The 18,225-nt window shown below is 46.9% G+C and carries 18 protein-coding genes and 1 other RNA gene; 12 read left to right on the top strand and 7 right to left on the bottom strand.

From position 1 onward, the window contains the following. Window positions 1-88 precede the first annotated feature (88 nt). A complete protein-coding gene (locus PSE7367_RS16335) occupies window positions 89-979 on the bottom strand; it encodes a DUF429 domain-containing protein (RefSeq protein WP_015166453.1) in 891 nt (296 codons plus the stop codon). 70 nt (window positions 980-1,049) lie between these two features. Here PSE7367_RS16335 and PSE7367_RS16340 point away from each other — a divergent pair, with 70 nt between their 5' ends. Then, window positions 1,050-1,397, top strand: a complete 348-nt coding sequence (locus PSE7367_RS16340; RefSeq protein WP_015166454.1) for a hypothetical protein — start codon at window positions 1,050-1,052, stop codon at window positions 1,395-1,397. An 84-nt stretch (window positions 1,398-1,481) separates the two neighbouring features. Here the strand turns inward: PSE7367_RS16340 and PSE7367_RS16345 are convergent, their stop codons facing one another. After that, window positions 1,482-1,733 carry a hypothetical protein gene (locus PSE7367_RS16345; RefSeq protein ID WP_015166455.1) on the bottom strand — a complete coding sequence of 84 codons (252 nt, stop codon included), beginning with the start codon at window positions 1,731-1,733 and terminating at the stop codon, window positions 1,482-1,484. A gap of 532 nt (window positions 1,734-2,265) precedes the next feature. On the opposite strand from PSE7367_RS16345, the gene PSE7367_RS16350 reads away from it, so the two are divergent. From PSE7367_RS16350 to PSE7367_RS16380, 7 genes are all read left to right on the top strand, one after another. Beyond that, complete coding sequence (locus PSE7367_RS16350; RefSeq protein WP_015166456.1) at window positions 2,266-3,099, top strand: peptidoglycan-binding protein; 834 nt, start codon at window positions 2,266-2,268, stop codon at window positions 3,097-3,099. A gap of 62 nt (window positions 3,100-3,161) precedes the next feature. Continuing rightward, window positions 3,162-3,258, top strand: an RNA gene (gene ffs, locus PSE7367_RS20815) — signal recognition particle sRNA small type. A 260-nt stretch (window positions 3,259-3,518) separates the two neighbouring features. Next, the gene (locus PSE7367_RS16360; protein WP_015166457.1) at window positions 3,519-4,721 is read left to right on the top strand and encodes an argininosuccinate synthase; all 1,203 of its coding nucleotides are present in this window, start codon (window positions 3,519-3,521) and stop codon (window positions 4,719-4,721) included. A 713-nt stretch (window positions 4,722-5,434) separates the two neighbouring features. Then, window positions 5,435-6,076, top strand: coding sequence for an LON peptidase substrate-binding domain-containing protein (locus tag PSE7367_RS16365; protein WP_015166458.1), 642 nt, complete (start codon window positions 5,435-5,437; stop codon window positions 6,074-6,076). 195 nt (window positions 6,077-6,271) lie between these two features. Further along, entirely contained in the window at window positions 6,272-7,354 is a 1,083-nt protein-coding gene (gene ald, locus PSE7367_RS16370; RefSeq protein WP_015166459.1) for an alanine dehydrogenase, read from the top strand. 203 nt (window positions 7,355-7,557) lie between these two features. Continuing rightward, window positions 7,558-7,812 (top strand): hypothetical protein, encoded by a 255-nt coding sequence (locus PSE7367_RS16375; RefSeq protein ID WP_015166460.1) that lies wholly within the window; start codon window positions 7,558-7,560, stop codon window positions 7,810-7,812. A 175-nt stretch (window positions 7,813-7,987) separates the two neighbouring features. Continuing rightward, entirely contained in the window at window positions 7,988-8,692 is a 705-nt protein-coding gene (locus PSE7367_RS16380; RefSeq protein ID WP_015166461.1) for a riboflavin synthase, read from the top strand. A gap of 68 nt (window positions 8,693-8,760) precedes the next feature. Here PSE7367_RS16380 and PSE7367_RS16385 read toward each other — a convergent pair whose 3' ends face one another. Together PSE7367_RS16385 and PSE7367_RS20675 are read right to left on the bottom strand one after the other, a co-directional pair. Beyond that, a complete protein-coding gene (locus tag PSE7367_RS16385; protein ID WP_015166462.1) occupies window positions 8,761-9,573 on the bottom strand; it encodes an ABC transporter ATP-binding protein in 813 nt (270 codons plus the stop codon). 60 nt (window positions 9,574-9,633) lie between these two features. After that, window positions 9,634-10,539 carry a DUF4349 domain-containing protein gene (locus tag PSE7367_RS20675; RefSeq protein WP_083883857.1) on the bottom strand — a complete coding sequence of 302 codons (906 nt, stop codon included), beginning with the start codon at window positions 10,537-10,539 and terminating at the stop codon, window positions 9,634-9,636. On the opposite strand from PSE7367_RS20675, the gene PSE7367_RS21605 reads away from it, so the two are divergent. Together PSE7367_RS21605 and PSE7367_RS21610 are read left to right on the top strand one after the other, a co-directional pair. Next, the gene (locus PSE7367_RS21605) at window positions 10,524-10,955 is read left to right on the top strand and encodes a helix-turn-helix domain-containing protein (RefSeq protein WP_015163675.1); all 432 of its coding nucleotides are present in this window, start codon (window positions 10,524-10,526) and stop codon (window positions 10,953-10,955) included. The genes PSE7367_RS20675 and PSE7367_RS21605 overlap by 16 nt on opposite strands. Then, window positions 10,952-11,539: an IS630 family transposase gene (locus PSE7367_RS21610; RefSeq protein ID WP_015164177.1), complete on the top strand. Its 588-nt coding sequence runs from the start codon at window positions 10,952-10,954 to the stop codon at window positions 11,537-11,539. Before PSE7367_RS21605 ends, PSE7367_RS21610 begins: the two co-directional genes overlap by 4 nt. On the opposite strand, the gene PSE7367_RS16400 is transcribed toward PSE7367_RS21610, so the two are convergent. Beyond that, window positions 11,504-11,908, bottom strand: coding sequence for a DUF4349 domain-containing protein (locus tag PSE7367_RS16400; RefSeq protein WP_041698571.1), 405 nt, complete (start codon window positions 11,906-11,908; stop codon window positions 11,504-11,506). The two genes, PSE7367_RS21610 and PSE7367_RS16400, sit on opposite strands and share 36 nt — an antisense overlap. A 343-nt stretch (window positions 11,909-12,251) precedes the next feature. On the opposite strand from PSE7367_RS16400, the gene PSE7367_RS16405 reads away from it, so the two are divergent. Further along, a complete protein-coding gene (locus PSE7367_RS16405; RefSeq protein ID WP_015166463.1) occupies window positions 12,252-13,454 on the top strand; it encodes a VWA domain-containing protein in 1,203 nt (400 codons plus the stop codon). After that, on the top strand, window positions 13,430-15,802 hold the full coding sequence (locus PSE7367_RS16410) for an SWIM zinc finger family protein (protein WP_015166464.1): 2,373 nt from the start codon (window positions 13,430-13,432) through the stop codon (window positions 15,800-15,802). Before PSE7367_RS16405 ends, PSE7367_RS16410 begins: the two co-directional genes overlap by 25 nt. A gap of 141 nt (window positions 15,803-15,943) precedes the next feature. On the opposite strand, the gene PSE7367_RS16415 is transcribed toward PSE7367_RS16410, so the two are convergent. Then, complete coding sequence (locus PSE7367_RS16415) at window positions 15,944-16,168, bottom strand: hypothetical protein (protein WP_015166465.1); 225 nt, start codon at window positions 16,166-16,168, stop codon at window positions 15,944-15,946. Between the two features lie 217 nt (window positions 16,169-16,385). Further along, window positions 16,386-18,179, bottom strand: coding sequence for a S8 family peptidase (locus PSE7367_RS16420; protein ID WP_015166466.1), 1,794 nt, complete (start codon window positions 18,177-18,179; stop codon window positions 16,386-16,388). Window positions 18,180-18,225 lie beyond the last annotated feature (46 nt).

Consider the following 18,225-nt stretch of genomic DNA (forward strand, 5'->3'; position numbering starts at 1 on the left):
GTTGGCAATGATCCAGTGATGGTATTGAAGCATCGAAGTAAGATTTTTTAGCAAATGACCTATAACGTCACAGCACATCCAGAGGTGCCTACTTTCTAAGCATACTTGGATCGACAATCCATCCCTCCAGCCGATCGCAGTTTTCAGGAATACCATAATTAGGTTGACCCACTGCCCAGGCCGCTTGAATCGCACAAATCAAAGCATCCAATTGATCGCCGCTCCCATCACTCACAATCTCGGCTGCTGCTTGATCCTCGATCACCAAACTAACGCCATAAATATCTACCAAATCTGGCGATCGTAACCGCCGCATCACCTCTTCCCTCGCCGATCGCATTGCTTCAGTTTGCTTTCTCTTATTGTCATTTTTGTAGCTGGTTCTACCTAGCCACCGCCGCACCGCCAAAGCCGGATAAGTTTCCAGGGCAACCCGCTGCTCGATCGCCTTCGTGCCAGAAATTTCAAAAGCTTGATCAACCCAATCAAAATAAAAGGGAGGGATATATATCTGCGATCGCCACAGCCGCTTTACCCCTTCATAAAACATCTTCCCCACCGGCACTACATACAGCTTCATTGGGCTGATCGCCCCCGCCAACACATCTGCATAGCGACGGTGCTCCTTATCCCCCATTGGCTGATTTAGGCGATATTGATCCAATGTTGCTACAAACTCGTCCCGACTCATCCCGGCTACTAATTGCACATATTCCTGCCAGTTCTTGCCCCATCCCAGCGCCTCAATCAAACGGCGCGGCATTCCCATCGGGAAATCCATCCCCACCACCCATGCTCCAGACTGTGCTAAAAAAGCTTCAAATCCTTGCCAGTCAGTATACTCATCCATCCCCAGATAGGTTAATTGAGCATTCTTTAGCTGGCAATTACTCACCACGATCGGCTTAGCAACACGAGGTGAGCTGGTGAAGTCCACCCCCAAAATGCGCAATGGATCAGAATAAAAATATTGTCTCAAACCAATACTCCAAGACTACCAAATAGTCTATAATAGATATTCAGTAGACTCATCTTAGACTAAGTTTTCCATGTCCCCCGATCTGCAAAATTCCAATTACAGCCTCATGGATGTTGACGCGGTGCAAAAGGCCCTAGGGCGATCGCGTGCCTCTGTCTATCGCTATGCCAACACCGATCCAGACCATTTAAACCTGCCCTACAGCCCCAAAAAGCTAAACCCTGAGCTGAGGCAAGATAAAACCGATACATTGCTCTTTCACCCCACCGAAGTATCACGCTTCGCACGGGATGTTTTAAAAATCAAACAGGTTACAATCCAGGTGCAAGAGCCGGTGGCAAATGTTACTAACCAGCTACTTCAAGATATTTTGACCGAACTGCGAACCATTCGCCAAATGATTGAACAACCAGAGTAATTGCCCATTCTCGATCGCAAAAGTTGTCATTAAAGTTGTCCTTGAGCCAAATTTCAATAGTTCAGCAAAATAACTACTAACTGGCTACCATTGCAAGAAAGCTGCCGCCTCGCCCTGCTCTCGCTTGATTTTGGCATCTTGCTCCATCCAAGCAATAATCTGCGATACAGTTAAATCCTCGACCTTTACTCCATGCTCCTTGGCAATATGCAGCACCACTCGCATTGAAGAAATTGTCAATCGAGTTAAAAACTTCTCCGACGATGACATCATCGCTCGATCGACCAAGGCTGATTCTTCCTCTGACAAAAATTTACTTGAATTCTGATCTGCCATTTTCCTCCGCATGAATGGATATATAGATATAAGGATCAAGGATCACTGACTCTACTTAAGCCGTAATATCGTCATTGCCATATTAATTGAATATGACGAGGACTGGTTTAAGAGATATATTTGTCTTAGATCGAGAGTAAAAGACGCGAAATAAGTCTATTTCTGATCGATGTGAGTCCCATCTAAGACCAAATCTATAAAAATCAGGTTGTAATGATACTTAATTGCCCATAAATTACTGCCTGACTGATTCTTGGCGATCGCACCCTGGGAAATAAGATTTTCAACGATTCTCAGTTCCCAGCATGAATGACTCACTACAGCTAGTAACCGACCACGGTAATTATGATGGCTTTCGATCGAGCAAGACAGATGTCTAGAGCGCCAGTTGACCACCAAATCCTATGTGGTGGACTACTAGTTACAAGATCTTAAAAATTTTGATTAAAGCCAAGCGATCGCCACCTTGTCATGCTTATCTAGATCTATTAGGTTAAAAATTAAAGCAATCTTCAGCCAAGCAGGAGCGATTATGCCACTAGTAAGAGACGTTGTGGGCGCTTGTGATACTGGTCAGATTCGCGGCTTGAGTCTGCAAATTATCGCCGTGATGAATACACTGGTGACCAATGTATTGGTTAATTTTGATGATTTGAACGTAGATGTGAATGGCGATCAGATCAATCCATTTGTGCAACCCGCTGCCAAAGAATCATTGCGATTGGCGATCAACAAGCGCGGCACTAAGCTGGTGGTAAATTCAGCCTTTCGCACCGTGGCGCAACAATATTTACTACGGCGACAATTTGAACTAGGGCTATGTGGCATTTTTGCCGCTGCGAGGCCAGGATTTAGTAACCATGAAGGTGGCTTGGCGCTAGATATCCAAGACCCACAGGGATGGCGACCATTTTTGGAGCAACATAGCTGGTATTGGCTGGGCGCATTCGATCCTCCTCATTTTGATTATCAATTCCGTGCTGCCAGCCGCCAGGATCTTGGCATTGTTGGCGTCAAAGCATTTCAAAGATTATGGAACCAGAATAACCCCACTGACCAGATCGCTGAAGATGGCATCTATGGAGCCCAAACCGGAGCCAGGATCGCTAATTCCCCTGCGGAAGGCTTTGGTGCCGCACCGATCCGCACCCTGGGTCTGGCTGAACCACGCATGGAGGGTGATGATGTGAAGGCACTGCAAGAAGCTTTGAATAATAATCAATTGGTGGAAATTAATATCCCCGTAAATGGTATTTTTGACCCGGCCACAGCAGAAGCGGTAAAGCAATTCCAGGAGGCCACGCAATTGTTAGCAGTCGATGGGATTGTTGGCGCAATGACCAGAAGGCGCTTGGGATTGGATTGAGGCATTGTAAGCAAAATTCAAAATTACATGACGAAAGCATAACTTGATGCTAGGCTATAAATGGCCTGGAACTATGCGATTTCAACGCCCGAACCGTGTCAGGACTTGACCGTAGCAGCACTAAGGGATGCTTGGGATAGGCGTAGTCTCCGGGCTACTAGTATTTTTTGGCTGTTTAAATTGATTTGGCGGGCGATTACTTTGCCCACAAGTTATTTAGATGGCATATTTTTTTGTGACTTATTTGTCAGCTTTAATTATCTAATCATTTGTTTTGGTCACAGCTAGTAGCGATTTAGATTATTAGATTAGTTATTTGAGCAATTTGGCCACAAATTTGGCAATCTATTTAACTGTTTATTGCCACAGATCGAGTAAGTTGAACTGGTTAGAGTGTTGATTTGGGGAGAATTTAATTAATGGGTCGGGCCAAAAAAGTTGTACTGGCATATTCTGGTGGGGTAGATACTTCGGTTTGTATTCCCTACCTCAAACATGAATGGGGCATCGAAGAAGTAATTACCTTGGCGGCTGATCTTGGTCAAGGCGATGAGCTAGAACCGATCCGTCAAAAAGCACTTGATTCTGGGGCGAGTGTATCACTGGTGGGTGATGTCCAAGAAGAATTTGTGCGCGATTATGCTTTCCCTTCAATCCAAGCCAATGCCCTTTATGAAAATCGCTACCCGCTCACTACGGCGCTGGCACGGCCACTGATCGCTAAAATCCTGGTGGATGCAGCGGCAGAATATGGGGCAGATGCGGTGGCACATGGTTGCACCGGCAAAGGCAATGATCAGGTACGGTTTGATGTGGCGATCGCGGCGCTCAATCCCGAACTGAAGGTTTTGGCTCCGGCCAGAGAATGGGGCATGAGCCGAGAGCAAACGATCGCCTATGGCGAGAAATATGGCATCCCTTCACCAGTGAAGAAATCTTCCCCCTACAGCATCGATCGCAACTTGCTAGGGCGCAGCATTGAAGCAGGAATCTTGGAAGATGCCTGGACAGAGCCACCGGAAGAAATTTACTTGATCACCAAGGCGATCGCCGACACTCCCGATCAGCCCGCCTATGTGGAAATTGGGTTTGAGCGAGGTTTACCTGTTTCGCTGAATGGTAAGGCTTTGCCGCCGTTGCAACTGGTAACTCAGCTTAATACGATCGCTGGTGATCACGGGGTTGGCCGCATCGACATGGTGGAAAATCGCCTGGTGGGAATCAAGTCCCGCGAGATCTATGAAGCGCCAGCAATGTTGGTGTTAATCCATGCCCACCGTGATCTCGAAAGCCTGACCCTGACTGCGGACTTGGCTCAATATAAACGCGGCATCGAAGAAACCTACGGCAAAATGATCTATAACGGCCTGTGGTATAGTCCGCTCAAGGCGGCTCTAGATGCCTTCATTCAAAGCTCCCAGGAACGAGTTACTGGCACAGTGCGGGTTAAGTTCTTTAAGGGCAACGCCACAATCGTCGGTCGTCAATCGGCTAAGTCACTCTATGATGAGGGGCTGGCGACCTATACTGAGTCGGACGAGTTCGATCACAAGGCAGCAGAAGGCTTTATTTATGTTTGGGGCTTGCCGACCAGGGTTTGGTCACAAAAGCTACGCGGCTAGGTTAATTCAAAGAGGTTAGCAATTAATCGATCTCACTTGTGGTCGAAATCAAGCGTTGCAGCAAGGAGATAAGGCGATTGGTATCTTCTTAATTTTTAAATACCTTTTCCAGCTAGGATCAAATACTTATGATGACTAAGGGAGTTGTTCACCAATCGATTGAGGTTTAGCAGCAACGCCTTTGTGCTTTACTTTGTAATTTAAAGGGCAAGATCGGCTACGATCGACTCAGCCCCGCTCATGATTTTCATGGTTGGCCACCGCTCAAAGTAGCTACATGTTGAGCATTGCAGCGCTTGAATTGCTAGCCAAATCGATCGAAAAAACTACTTTAGGCAGATATTTAACATAATGTTCGTAACGATCTGACTAAAAGCATATGCTCAGAAAGCTTCTAAGTTGGATAATGGAAATAGTTAATGTCGGTTTAAGCGGTGCATTGGCTTAGATTTGCGCAGATTTGATGAGTAATTTTGCTTATTGAGCTAAATGTGAAAGCATCCTAACTAATTATCTCAGTCTCTCGATTGCAGCTTAAATCTTGATAGCTAGACTAGATCTGATTAGATCTTGTAGATGGCAATTTATTCAGCCTTGGGATTTTGTACTAATAGTTATTTAGTTATTAAATAGGTGGCTTAAGATTTAGCCGATCGGGAATCTTAATTAATCAAACATTTGGCAGGCACTCAAGTTAGACGATCGAAAATATTATGACCTCCTCAATCTCAGTTCGTGAATTGCCCCTTTTCCCCCTACCGGATCTGGTGCTATTCCCAGGGCAACATCTACCCTTACATATTTTTGAATATCGTTATCGGATGATGATGAATACGATCCTGGAGGGCGATCGGCGTTTTGGCGTATTGATGCATAATCCCGCCACTGGCAAGCCGGAAAAAGTGGGTTGCTGCGCCGAGGTGTTGCAATACCATCGCCTGCCCGATGATCGCTTTAAGATCCTCACGATTGGTCAACAACGGTTCAGGGTGCTCGAATATGTGCGGGAAACGCCTTTTCTGGTTGGCCTAGTGGAGTGGGTTGATGATGATCTGTCGGCAGAAAATGAAAACCCCTTTGCACTAGCCACTGAAGTAAGGGAATTATTGGGCGATGTGGTGCGACTATCGCAAAAGCTGACCGATCAGGAAATTGAATTGCCTAATATCCCCAATAGTCCGATCGAGTTGTCCTATTGGATCGCCAGCAGTTTTCAAGGAGCCAGTAGCGAACAACAAAACTTGCTCGAAACTCAAGATACGACGCTGCGATTGAAGCGTGAAGCAGAGATTTTATCCTCAACTCGGAGTCAGCTAGCCGCTAGAACGGTTTTAAAGGAAACTTTGAACCAGTAAGCAGCTAATAAGCAGTAATACACTCAAGATGAACGGTAAACTTTTAGTGTCAATATAAAATCAATGTAAAATCATTGAGTCAGTAAGCGAGATGCTAGTTTTCGTATTATTCTCACCTTCATGAAAGTCCTACAGATTAAAATCTGCGCGATCGCCATGTGAGCTAGCAATTACATCAATTGAGGTGATTTCAAAATGAAAATTGGTGTGCCCAAGGAAATCAAAGATCAAGAATTTCGGGTCGGTCTCACCCCAGCCGCGGTGGCTAGTTTGGTGGGGCGATCGCATCAGGTCTTTGTCCAAATGGGGGCAGGAGTTGGCTCTGGGTTCAGTGATCATGAATATATTGAGACTGGGGCAACGATCGTCGAAACAGCCGCAGAGGTTTATGAACAAGAGCTGGTGGTAAAGGTAAAAGAACCCTTACCGACTGAATATGAACTGCTGCATCCAGGGCTGATTCTGTTTACCTATCTGCATTTGGCCGCCGATCGCCAACTAACAGAAGCCTTAATCCGATCGCAAGCTACCTGTATTGCCTATGAAACTGTTCAAACCGATGCTGGGCATTTGCCATTACTCACGCCAATGAGCATTATTGCGGGGCGATTGGCGGTGCAATTTGGCGCGCATTTTCTCACTAAGCAACAAGGTGGTCGCGGCGTTCTGCTAGGCGGTGTTCCAGGAGTACGACCTGGGCGGGTAGTGATTCTGGGCGGCGGCATGGTTGGTACGGAAGCGGCCAGGATTGCGGTGGGATTGGGCGCTAGAGTGCAAATCCTGGATATTAATTTAGAACGTCTAGGTGAATTAGAAACAATCTTTGGCTCACGGGTGGAGTTGTTGATCAGCAATCCAGCGAATATTATTGAAACTGTGGCAGATGCAGACCTGGTCGTGGGTGCAGTGCTGATTCCTGGCGGCCGCGCCCCGATCCTGGTTACAGAAAAGTTGGTGGCACAAATGCGATCGGGGTCAGTAATAGTTGATGTGGCCGTTGATCAAGGTGGCTGCATTGAAACGATGCATCCTACTTCCCATTCGCAACCAGTCTATGAAAAAGCTGGTATTTTGCATTATGGGGTACCAAATATTCCTGGTGCGGTACCCTGGACTGCTACCCAAGCATTAGTGAATGCTACTTTTCCCTACACCAGCGCGATCGCCACCTATGGTCTGGATGCCCTCGATAAAGATCCGGTTCTGGGGCGGGGCTTGAATATTAAAGGCGGCAAAATTTACCACCCAGCCGTAGCCAAGGCATTTCCTGCTCTTTAGTTTTAGTAATTGCTCTTGTAGAGCTTGATTGGCAATTTACGATCAAGATATCTATTACTCGCTCCGGTACTGGAAAAACTACTATTTGAATAACGGTAAATAACCATAGCCCAGACCGATCGCCATTTAGATCAAATCCGTTTATGCTAAAATCCAAAACTAACCAGCCCCAAAAGCCAAAAATTAGCGATTAATATAATCCCATGTCGGAAGAAGAAATTGAATTATTACGCCTAGCCGACAACAAACTAGATCAGCTAGCCATGTATATGACCCAGCTAGCCATAACCCAGGAGCGCACTGAGAAAAAACTGGAACAATTTATTGAATCTCAGAAAAGTTCATTTGCAGAAGTTAAGGAATCATTTGCCGAATTGAGAGTGACGACTCAACAGCAGGCCGACACAACTCAAAGGCTGGTTGGGATTGTGGAGCTGTTAATCAAACAACAACAGTAAGGTAGGGTAGCGATCGCCTACTCCAGCCCTGCAATATTGTGGCGATTGCGCTAAGTTATAGTTAAACTAAATGCATTAGATCTAGTCTATGTATTTCATCTGTTTTTCAAAATGCTTTGCTAATGTGTGACAGAACTGCATATTGCAAAGACGCAGAATCTAGGGGTAGAGAATTATGTTTACCGGATTAATCCAGGCGATCGGCCAAATTGAACAACTCAGCGATCGGGCGATTACAATTTGCTGTCCCCCTGCAATTACCAGCAAACTGGCGATCGGTGATAGCGTGGCGGTCAATGGGATTTGCCTGACGGTGGTGGAAATTTTACCAATGGGGTTCACCGCCGATATTTCCCCTGAAACCCTCAGCCGCTCTAATCTGCAAGAAGATGAGTTACGCTACGTGAATCTGGAAACAGCCTTAGCCGTGGGTGATAAGCTGGGTGGGCACTTTGTCAGTGGGCATATTGATGGAATGGGTATGCTCCAGGAAGTAAACAATTCTGGCCATGCCTGGGAACTAAGTTTTACGGCCAAAGATGCCACGGCTCGGTATGTGGTCTATAAGGGTAGCATCTCGATTAATGGAGTGAGCCTGACGATCGCTAATTGCAATGAAAAAGGCACCTGGTTCAAGGTGGCGGTGATTCCCCACACCTATGAGCAAACTAATTTAAATCATCTCAAACCTGGTAATAGCGTTAACCTGGAAGGCGATCTACTCGGTAAATATGTAGAGAAGTTTTTGCGTTATGCACCCAATCCCGATCGCTTGGCTGACTTTGAGCAGGGGCGGATCAATACCTATCCTGGGTTTGGCGATCAAGCAAATGTGCCAGAGATTTCAACGGAGTTTTTAGCTGAACATGGCTGGCTCTAAGTCAATCTGAAACATAGTTTGAGCTAGGTTGACTTTAGCTAATTTATGTAATTTATGGGTTAGTTAATTCAACTGCTACCCAAATAAGCCTCCAATACCTTAGGATTAGTGCGCACCTGCTGTGGGTCACCATTGGCCAGATTGCTGCCCTCCGCCAAGACCCAGACCCGATCGCACAGTGACATAATCACATCCATGTTGTGCTCAATGATCAAAAAGCTCAACCCCGATCGATTCCAGCGTTGAATGTGGCGGCAAATTTCTTCAATCAGCGCCGGATTAACCCCAGCGGCAGGCTCATCTAGCAAAATTAACTTAGGATCACACATCAGCGCTCTGGCGATCTCTAATAACTTGCGCTGCCCACCCGAAAGCGCCCCCGCATAGTTATTACACATATGAATCAAGCCCACTGATTCCAGGATCTCCTTTGCTTTTTCGCGGTTTTCTTTTTCCTGCATAGCAATTTGCTTACCACCAAACCAGGCATTCCAGAACTTTTCACCGACTTGATTCTGCGCTGCCAAGAGCATATTTTCTAAGACCGATAAACGCGATAATACCCTGGGCACCTGGAAAGTGCGTACCATCCCCCTTTGGGCAATGTGATGAGGGGGCAACTTTTCGATCGATCTGCCTTCAAATATCACCCTGCCATTATCAGGGGTGAGGAAATTCGACAATAAATTAAAAAAAGTAGTCTTCCCGGCTCCATTTGGGCCAATCAACCCAGTGATGCTACCTTCGCACACATGCATATCAACGTCTTGGACAGCCCTGAGGCCACCAAAACATTTTGATAGTTTTCTGGCTTCCAAGATATAAGCAGTATCAACAGCATTCTCATTCTGGATAGCCTGGGCTGGAGCGGATTTATTCATGTCTTTTGGGGTTCTGCGGCTGGTTCGCTATTTGTGTCAGTATAACTATTATCGATCGCTCTAATCGTCATTGATCATACTCGAATCAGGCGATCGCTTTTCATTCTTAACCTCCCCAACATTCTCTGGGCGATCGCCAGTCTGTTCATCCGTCTGCTCATCCGTATGATTTAACTCTGGATCTACCTCTGAATTAATCTTTGCCTTATCCCGATCAATGTGGTTTTGATTTGTAGCCTGTGATGCATTAGACGGATTAGACGTATTAGTATGGTCAGCCAGGGGATTTGCTGAGGCGATCGCCGTTTTCAAGTGCTGCAATCGCTTGCCACCACTAAAGCGCCTGATCAGCCAAACTATTACCGCGATCGCCAACAGATAGGGGCTGTAGACCAATAGCCAGATCAAGAATTTAATTACCCCGATTGTAAAGCTAGCAAAGGATTGCGAAGCATCGCGCCAGGTATCCTTAAGCTGGAAACCAAGCGGGATGCCATCCGGTTCCGCCGTGCTAACACTGGCTTCAATTGAGATCGTGATGGTGGAATAGGCTACGCGAGTTTGCAGTGATTGCAGTTGGGCATCAATTCGCTCGATCTGCTCACGGGTCTGGCTGAGTTCCTGAGCCACTTCCAATACTTCACTCACCGATCCCGATCGCTCCATGATTTCCAGCAAGCTGGCCTCGGTCTGGCGAAGATTTACCAGGCGTGCCTGCAAATCAACCAACTGATTCGACACATCCTCGGCGGTGATGCTACTGCGTCTTACTTCACCTAGATCGGCAATCTGTGCCATCACTGTTTCTAGCTGCTGTTGCGGGACACGAATTTGCAGACTCACCCGCCGCCTAGCCGCCCTGCTGGTGGGTTGGGAATCGTTTAAGTTGAGAATATAGCAATTCCAGATGATTATAGAGAATAATAGAGGGTAGTATATGTTGAGAAGATATGCCCCTAGAAGAATTTATCGCCAGTAACCCAGACCCGCGCGAGATGAAACGCGCATTAGCAGTACAAATGCGTCTTAAGGAGATGAAACACCATGAAATTCAACCAATCCTAGGCGTGAGTTCAAACTATATCAGCCGCTGGGAGAGAAAGTATAGAGAGCAAGGCATAGCAGGTTTGAGGCTAGGCCATAAAGGCAGTGCGGGCTTTTTGAGTAAGGTAGAGCGTCAGGCGGTAGTTGAATGGATCGCTCAAGAAAGGCAACGTACAGTATCTGAAGTAGTTGAACATATAGCCCAGAACTATGGAGTGATATACCGTTCGGTGCAAAGCTATTACGATTTGCTCAAAAGTGCTGGCATGAGTTGGCATAAGGGGAGAAAAAAAGCCCCAGGTATGATGCATCTGTGGTGCACGAGCATAACCAAATGATTAACAATTGGCTTAAGTCTCATCAACCAGAGATTCAAAACGGACAGATAAGGGTATTTGCACTAGATGAGTGCCATACTCGAGCAGGTGATATTTGTGGGTATGGCTGGGGAGACCGTCAACAGCGGCTGGAGGTCAAAGTTGATAACTACCGAGATAGCCAGACTTATTTTGGCGCCTTAGATTGTCTGAATGGAGATTTAATCTTACAGTCCTATCAAAGTGCTAATAGCTCCTCGACAATTGAATTTGTAAAGCATTTGCACGATATCAGTGCTGGTGCCAAGATATTGCTAGTGTGGGATGGCGCTAGTTATCACCGCTCCCAAGCGTTTCGTGATTTCCTGACCCAAATCAATCAAGGACAGGACTGGCAAATACATTGTCTGCGCTTTGCTCCTTATGCACCGGCAGAGAACCCGATTGAAAATATCTGGGGACAAGCCAAACAGGTGTTACGCCAGATGCATCAATTTTGTCGTTCCTTCAAGCTAACCAAGAAACTATTTGAGCTATTTTTGAGGTACAGATTATTTACATTGCCTGATTTAAGTACCTATAGCGCTTTCTCTAATATCATTTAAGATTGCTATATCACCCTGTTGAATGTCTACAATTTGATTGATCGCCGCGATCGCATCATCCACAGAATCGCTGACCAAAGCAACTTCAGCAGTCTTAATTAATTGGGGCTTTGGTACAGTAGTAGCGCTGCTAGGCACTGTATCGACTGGCGCAGATGGATCAGCCTGAGCCACAACCATTTCCTCAGTTGCCACATCCATGCTGGGTGCTTCCATACCAGTTTGATTAAATGCCGATGGGCTGGAAGCACAACTAGATAGAGCAATACCCGCTAATGTAGAGATGAGCGGTATTAGGGGAATTTTAAGCGATGTTTTTTTTAAGGGGCGATCGCCGATCGAATTTTGAGCAGAGGTATGCTTAGACATAGCTTTTAATTTTTTTAATTGCTAATCCGATCTGATTAGGATCTGCGGCAATATGAATAATATGGTTCCAGGTAAAATAGAAAGCTTCTGTATTGTTATAGTTCCCTGATTTACAAATAATTAACTTGCCGATCATTAGTCAATAATCATGGCATGGCATTGTCAAACCAATTTAAACCTGAGTGCGGATTAAGTTTTTTGATTTCTAGTATGTCGTTACTGGCGATCGCCCAAAGTCGCTACTGTTTTGGCAAGGATCTTTTGCTTAGAACCAAGGCCATAGCACGATCGAGAGAACTAGCTTACCATTACCATATGTGCCGACCTCTACCACTCTGTACCAATGACCAATGAATCCGATCGCCAATTTGAGGATCAAGCAGACAAACAAAAAACACTGAGGCGCTGGCGGCATATTTTGGGGCGGTTTTCGCAACAACAATTGACCTGCCCGATGTCTGCCCAGGATGCCAGAATCGAAACAGCGTTGGATTATCTCTATAACCGCGAATACGGTGGGCGGGGGGTGCGATCGTATCCTGACGCAGGTCAGTCGCAGGGAAAAGGAAGTGACACTAGCAAGCAACCTGGCTCGCTCGATCCCAGCCAATTAAATGTGCCCACCTGGATCAACGAGATCCGCGATCTCTTTCCCAAAGAAACAGTGGAAGTGGTCGAAAAACATGCCCTGAACCGCTATGGGATGGATGAACTGGTCACCGATCCAGAGGTCTTGGCTAAGCTGGAACCAAATATGGATCTGCTCAAGACAGTGCTGACCTTCAAAAATATGATGGATGGTAAGGTCTTGCAGGTGGTGCGGCGAATCATTCGGGAAGTAGTTGAGGAAATCAAACGCAAACTAGAAAACGAGATCAAGCAAGCCTTAGCCGGAAAACTCAATCGCACCCAGCATAGCCCTCTCAAAGTGGCTCAAAACCTGGACTGGCGCGGCACGATGCGGGCAAACCTGAAACATTACGATCCCGATCGCCAACAGCTAATGGTGCAGCAGGTCAAGTTCTTTTCCCGCATTGAACGACGAGTATCCTGGCGCATCATTCTCTGCATCGATCAAAGTGGTAGTATGGCGGACTCGGTAATTCACAGTGCCGTGATGGCTGGAATCCTGGCTGGGTTACCCTTGCTCAGTGTAAATATTGTGATCTTCGACACTTCCGTGGTGGATCTAAGCGAACATGCCAGCGATCCAGTGGAAGTATTGATGAGCGTACAGTTAGGCGGTGGTACGGATATTGGTCAGGCGATGAGTTATTGCGAACGGCTGATCGAATCCCCCCAACGCACTGTATTAGTGTTAATTAGTGATTTTGCGGAAGGGGCTTCACCGTTTAAATTAATTAATACCTGTCGTCGGATGAAGGAAGCAGGAGTGGTTTTATTAGGTTTGGCTTCATTAGAGGATCAAGGCGCAGATCCCTATTATGATCTGCAAATGGCGGAAAGACTAGCAGATGCAGGCATGGAAATTGCCGCTCTCACTCCCAAAAGGTTGGCACAATGGCTAGCGAAAGTAATCTCATAAACCAAATCAAACAAGCATTAGCTCAATATGATGATGATTCCCTGGCCGCGATCGCCAATCGGGGGATGGTGCGCCGTGCCCGTAAGGATCTTCAAAATGGCGTTGTGCAAGGGATTATTGGTGAAAGGGTTGAGTCTGATTCTAGCGATCGTGGCTGGGTCAAGCTGGCGGTAGCTGAATATGAAGTGGAGATCTCCGCATTGGGGGCGGCAAAAGCTACCTGTACCTGTCCGGCGGTGGAGGTGTGCCGACATATTCTGGCGGCGAGTATCTGGTTAGCGGAAGGGGCGATCGCAAATACGGCTGAGCAAGACTCAGATCGGGATGCAAGTGATACTAATTCTGATGATCTAGCAGATCCAGCAATCGGTTATCCAGTAGGCATTCAACAAGATGGCAAAGATGGCAGACCAGAACAACAAAGCGATCGGATCACCGCAACTCCTGCGATCGATTCTGGTCATGTTCAAGAACCGGAAGCAAAGCATTCACCGAGCCAGGAAATACTTGCCCATGAGCCAGCCCAACTAAAAAAATGGGTGGGTAAAAAAGATTACGAAGCAGCGATCGCCCTGTTGGCTAGCAACCCCACTGTAGGAATTACGGAGGGTAGTCCGATCGTAATTAAACTGCCTGATTTCAAGCTGGAGTGCCGCTATTTCCTGGGCACTGGTTTAGAGGGTATGGTCTGCTCGCGCAAGTCTACCCACAGTAATAGATATTTAGTTCTGGCAATCCTGGCCTATCAGCGGCAGCATGGCATTGATCATCATGCGATCGCCGCGCCAGATTCAACTAAAGGGCATGATTCGGCGCAAGCAGAACTTTTACAACAAATGCTCCTGCTCTTTACTGAAGCAGTAGGGATGGGGGTTTGTAATCTTTCTAATGCGGTGCAACAAAGATTCATCAGCCAATCCGTAGCGGCAACAGCAGCAAATTTACCCCGCTTAGCCAAAGCATTACGCGGCATTGCCGATGAGATTAACTTGCTGGCAACCCGATCGGCACAGGCAGATGAGGGGCGGCTATTCTGGGAGCTTGCCCAAACCAATGCGATCGCCAGCGCTACCCTGGAACTGCTGGCCAAAAACGAAGTGCCGCCAATCAGCCTGGTGGGGCAACATCGGAGTAAATATGAAGAGATCGGCAATCTGGATTTAACCGGGATGGGAGCCTACCATTGGGAGTCAAAAACTGGCTATGCGGGAGTGACGGTGCTGTTCTGGGAAGATCAGAGCAAGCAGTGGTTCTGTTGGTCAGAGGTGAGGCCAACCTTTCGCGGCATGGGGTTTAGTCCCTGGTGGCGTTATAAACAATCGGACGTGTGGGAGCAAAGCCCTGAGACTCTATCCCAAAACCAGCTTAAATTGTTCTCAGCCAAGCGCAATTACCAAAACCGCCTATCAGCCTCATCTACAAGTAAAGTGCTTCTGTTAGGCAAAGCAGAGCCAGTAAAACTGGATTTTGGCGATCGCTATTTTAAACGCTGGATCAATCTGCGTAATTACGCTGCCACGACGGTTCGTACTGGCCTGGGTGAATATGATTTGCTCCAGGGCATGGTCGTAGTTAGCCCAACGGAATGGGGAGAGCGTAATTATGATCAAGTGAATCAGGTATTTTACTGGTGGCTAGCCGATGAGGATGGCGATCTCCTGCCATTGCGGGTAATGTATCGCCCTACCGATGAAGGCAGGATTAGATTCTTAGAAGCTTTAAATCCCAGTCAATATTACGTGTGGGGGATAGTGGCGCAAATTACGATCGCTGCTGATGGGCTTGCCCTCTATCCCATTTCTTTACTCTGTCAGCCACCACCTACAATCTCAGAGATTGAACCAGATCAGCTTGCTGCTGCTGAATCCAAAGAACAAGATACTACCCCAAAAACTAAACAGCAAAAAAAGCCAGAACCAGAGGCGCGAACAGTGATTAACCTGAGTTTTGCCGATCGCAAATACACTAAATTCAGCAGTAGTGATGACAGTAGCGATCGGACTAATACAACCAATACTGAGCAAGATGCCGCTAATGAGTCAGATGCAGAAGGCAGCGAAGAGATAGATATTGGCTTAGCCCCTCTAGACCTACGCGTATCAGGTTTAATTGATAACTTGCAGCGCCTCGCCGAGCATGGTGGCCTGATTGGCGATTCAATGCAGCGTGAATTTAAGCTAGCTGCACAGGAATTCGATCGGGTGGGGCTAAGTTTATTTACGCACCTATTGAACCAGATGAATAATCCCCAAATTAGCGATCGAGAGCTTTGCCATCTTGCGCTCAAGCTTCGGTATCTCTGTCAGCTTTGGCAGGAGAATCGCCTTAAGTTGAATTTGCTGGCCTGATTTGAATGGCTAATTTTCAATCGTGCTTGTGAAATATTGGTAGCGGCGCACATAAAATATGGCGAGAAATACACCTCGCCAAAAATCAAGTCGAAAACAAGTCATAGAGACTTAACTTTAATAAATACCAGATTGCCCCTCTTAAAGGAAGTGATATTCCTGCACTTCTAGGATCGGGCCATTCATCGATATTGTCATTACATCATCGCGCACCTGGCCTTTGAGTTTTACCTTTGCGCCGGATTGTTTCAGTTTGTTGTCGATCGGTTGCATTAATTCATATTGCTTACCCGCTTCCGTCACCACCGTCCAGGAACCAGGGCCAAGGTCGATCGCTTTAATTGTGCCAGTAATTTCTATGCTCATATTTTTATTTTTATTTTTTAAATGGAATATCATAGATTTGATCAATCGGGAGATCTTGCCATCATGACGATCCCAGTTATATCAATAATTAGGGTTGCACATAGGCAGGATAGTTTACCGATCGGGCGCTCCATTGATGGCATTTTTATCCCTGCACCATCCAACCATCCAACCATCCAAAGCCTGATATTTTGTAACAACTTGCTTAACTTAGATTCTAGGCACTAGCGCTAGTGGTTTCAGACTTAAGCGACAGATAAGCGATCGCCAGACAAAGCACCGCATTGATCGCCAGGAAGCCTCTCGCCCCAATGCCACTGCCCAACCAAACCAGTTCCGGCGCTAATACCGCACTGACAGCTAGGCAAGCAGTGATACCCACCGCCGAGCCGATCGCAAACCATTTGAGCTTAGGATGCCCCAATAGTAAAGCTAGTAATAAAAACGGCACCAAAACACTGGCAGTAATTGGATTGAGCGCATGATTAGCACTAACTGCTGTCCCCAACTCAGCGATCGAGCTACCCATCACTCGAAACGGCCATTGGGGCAAATCAAAAATATAAAATCCGCGCAGGAAAAACAAACCACTACTGCCAAGAATAATGCCGTTATTGAACGACCAGTTCCAGCGGAATGGCAAAACCACCTGCAATAACTTGGCCAGCAAATAGCCACCAACCACCATCAACAGCTTAGGAATTAGTGCTACTACACCACCATCAAACCAAAACTTGGGGCTTAAATAGCCATTGTCCCGTAACCAGCGGAAAAAGTCAGTCAGGTTAGGTCTGCCCTTCGTGGCCAGATCGACCGCTGCCGCCGCATCCAATTGACCGGAGCCATAGTAATTCAAACCATCTTCTTCGATCGTCCTGGCCGATTGCAGCAGGATTTGTTCAATCTCATCGGGGTTGTTTACCCCAGCCGCTTTGACCAGAGCCGCCACCCCAGCCACATGGGGCGATGCCATGCTAGTACCCTGGTAGGCCGCAAAGATCGATTGGCCTGTTTGTGGATCGATCGTATTTTGCAAAATACCGCTCTTTTCGTCGTCTGGGTCTTGCTTATTACCGCCAGGTGCAGCAATGTCAATCCCAGCGCCATAGTTAGAATAAAAAGACTTTTCACCATTGGGGCCAGTGGCCGAAACCCCAACTACATGAGGATAGCGAGCAGGGTAGGCAGCCGCATTTTCACTGGAGTTACCAGCCGCCGCAATAATCACCACGCCTTTTTGATGGGCATATTCGATCGCCTCGCGCATAATGCTAGTCTCGCCACCACCACCGAGGCTCATATTAATTACATCAGCACCATGATCGGCGGCAAACCGGATCGCTTCTGCAATGTCAGTAATTGTGCCACCGCCCCAGGAAGCCAACACCTTGAGGGGCATAATTTTAGCCTGGTAAGCGATCCCTGCTACACCGTAGTTATTATTAGTGGATTGGGCGATCGTGCCAGCAACATGAGTACCATGACCGTTATCATCATCGGCCAACTCACGATCGTTAACGAAGTCATAGCCCTTCACAAACTCAGTGTCTTTAAGATCCTTGACCTTACTAACGCCCGTATCGATCACCGCCACCGTAATATTTTTACCCTTGGTGGTGCGCCAGGCTTCTTCAATGTTGATACTGCGTAAATTCCATTGCTCAACATAACGCGGATCATTAGGTGCGCCATAGGTTTCATAGATATAGTTGGGCTCCATTGATTCGGTGAGCTTGCCTAATCCGGTGGCGCGGAGTTGCTGGAGCAGGGCAGCATCCCCTTTGACCACATAGACATTATCAGCACCAGAAAAATCGCTGTTCAGGTGGGGTTCTAGTTTAAAGTTGGTGGCAATCGCTTTGAGCTGGCTTTCAATCTCGCTAGCTGGTACATCTTCTTTGAAATCTAAAACCAATGAGTCATACTTGCCCTGGTTGGCCAGACCGCTGAAGGTGGCGATCGCCCACAGCAACCCCACAAAGAACAAACATGTGAGCAAAAATTTCTTCATAACTGCGTTTCCCTGTCCTTACGCAATGGAATTACTGGCATTGAGC

Source organism: Pseudanabaena sp. PCC 7367 (genome assembly GCF_000317065.1).
Taxonomy (GTDB): Bacteria; Cyanobacteriota; Cyanobacteriia; order Pseudanabaenales; family Pseudanabaenaceae; genus Thalassoporum; species Thalassoporum mexicanum.

Coding starts and splice junctions, on each gene's coding strand:
- PSE7367_RS16340 (WP_015166454.1), top strand. CDS start 1,050: ATGTCCCCCGATCTGCAAAATTCCAATTACAGCCTCATGGATGTTGAC.
- PSE7367_RS16345 (WP_015166455.1), bottom strand. CDS start 1,733: ATGGCAGATCAGAATTCAAGTAAATTTTTGTCAGAGGAAGAATCAGCC.
- PSE7367_RS16350 (WP_015166456.1), top strand. CDS start 2,266: ATGCCACTAGTAAGAGACGTTGTGGGCGCTTGTGATACTGGTCAGATT.
- PSE7367_RS16360 (WP_015166457.1), top strand. CDS start 3,519: ATGGGTCGGGCCAAAAAAGTTGTACTGGCATATTCTGGTGGGGTAGAT.
- PSE7367_RS16365 (WP_015166458.1), top strand. CDS start 5,435: ATGACCTCCTCAATCTCAGTTCGTGAATTGCCCCTTTTCCCCCTACCG.
- ald (WP_015166459.1), top strand. CDS start 6,272: ATGAAAATTGGTGTGCCCAAGGAAATCAAAGATCAAGAATTTCGGGTC.
- PSE7367_RS16375 (WP_015166460.1), top strand. CDS start 7,558: ATGTCGGAAGAAGAAATTGAATTATTACGCCTAGCCGACAACAAACTA.
- PSE7367_RS16380 (WP_015166461.1), top strand. CDS start 7,988: ATGTTTACCGGATTAATCCAGGCGATCGGCCAAATTGAACAACTCAGC.
- PSE7367_RS16385 (WP_015166462.1), bottom strand. CDS start 9,573: ATGAATAAATCCGCTCCAGCCCAGGCTATCCAGAATGAGAATGCTGTT.
- PSE7367_RS21605 (WP_015163675.1), top strand. CDS start 10,524: ATGCCCCTAGAAGAATTTATCGCCAGTAACCCAGACCCGCGCGAGATG.
- PSE7367_RS21610 (WP_015164177.1), top strand. CDS start 10,952: ATGATTAACAATTGGCTTAAGTCTCATCAACCAGAGATTCAAAACGGA.
- PSE7367_RS16400 (WP_041698571.1), bottom strand. CDS start 11,908: ATGTCTAAGCATACCTCTGCTCAAAATTCGATCGGCGATCGCCCCTTA.
- PSE7367_RS16405 (WP_015166463.1), top strand. CDS start 12,252: ATGACCAATGAATCCGATCGCCAATTTGAGGATCAAGCAGACAAACAA.
- PSE7367_RS16410 (WP_015166464.1), top strand. CDS start 13,430: ATGGCTAGCGAAAGTAATCTCATAAACCAAATCAAACAAGCATTAGCT.
- PSE7367_RS16415 (WP_015166465.1), bottom strand. CDS start 16,168: ATGAGCATAGAAATTACTGGCACAATTAAAGCGATCGACCTTGGCCCT.
- PSE7367_RS16420 (WP_015166466.1), bottom strand. CDS start 18,179: ATGAAGAAATTTTTGCTCACATGTTTGTTCTTTGTGGGGTTGCTGTGG.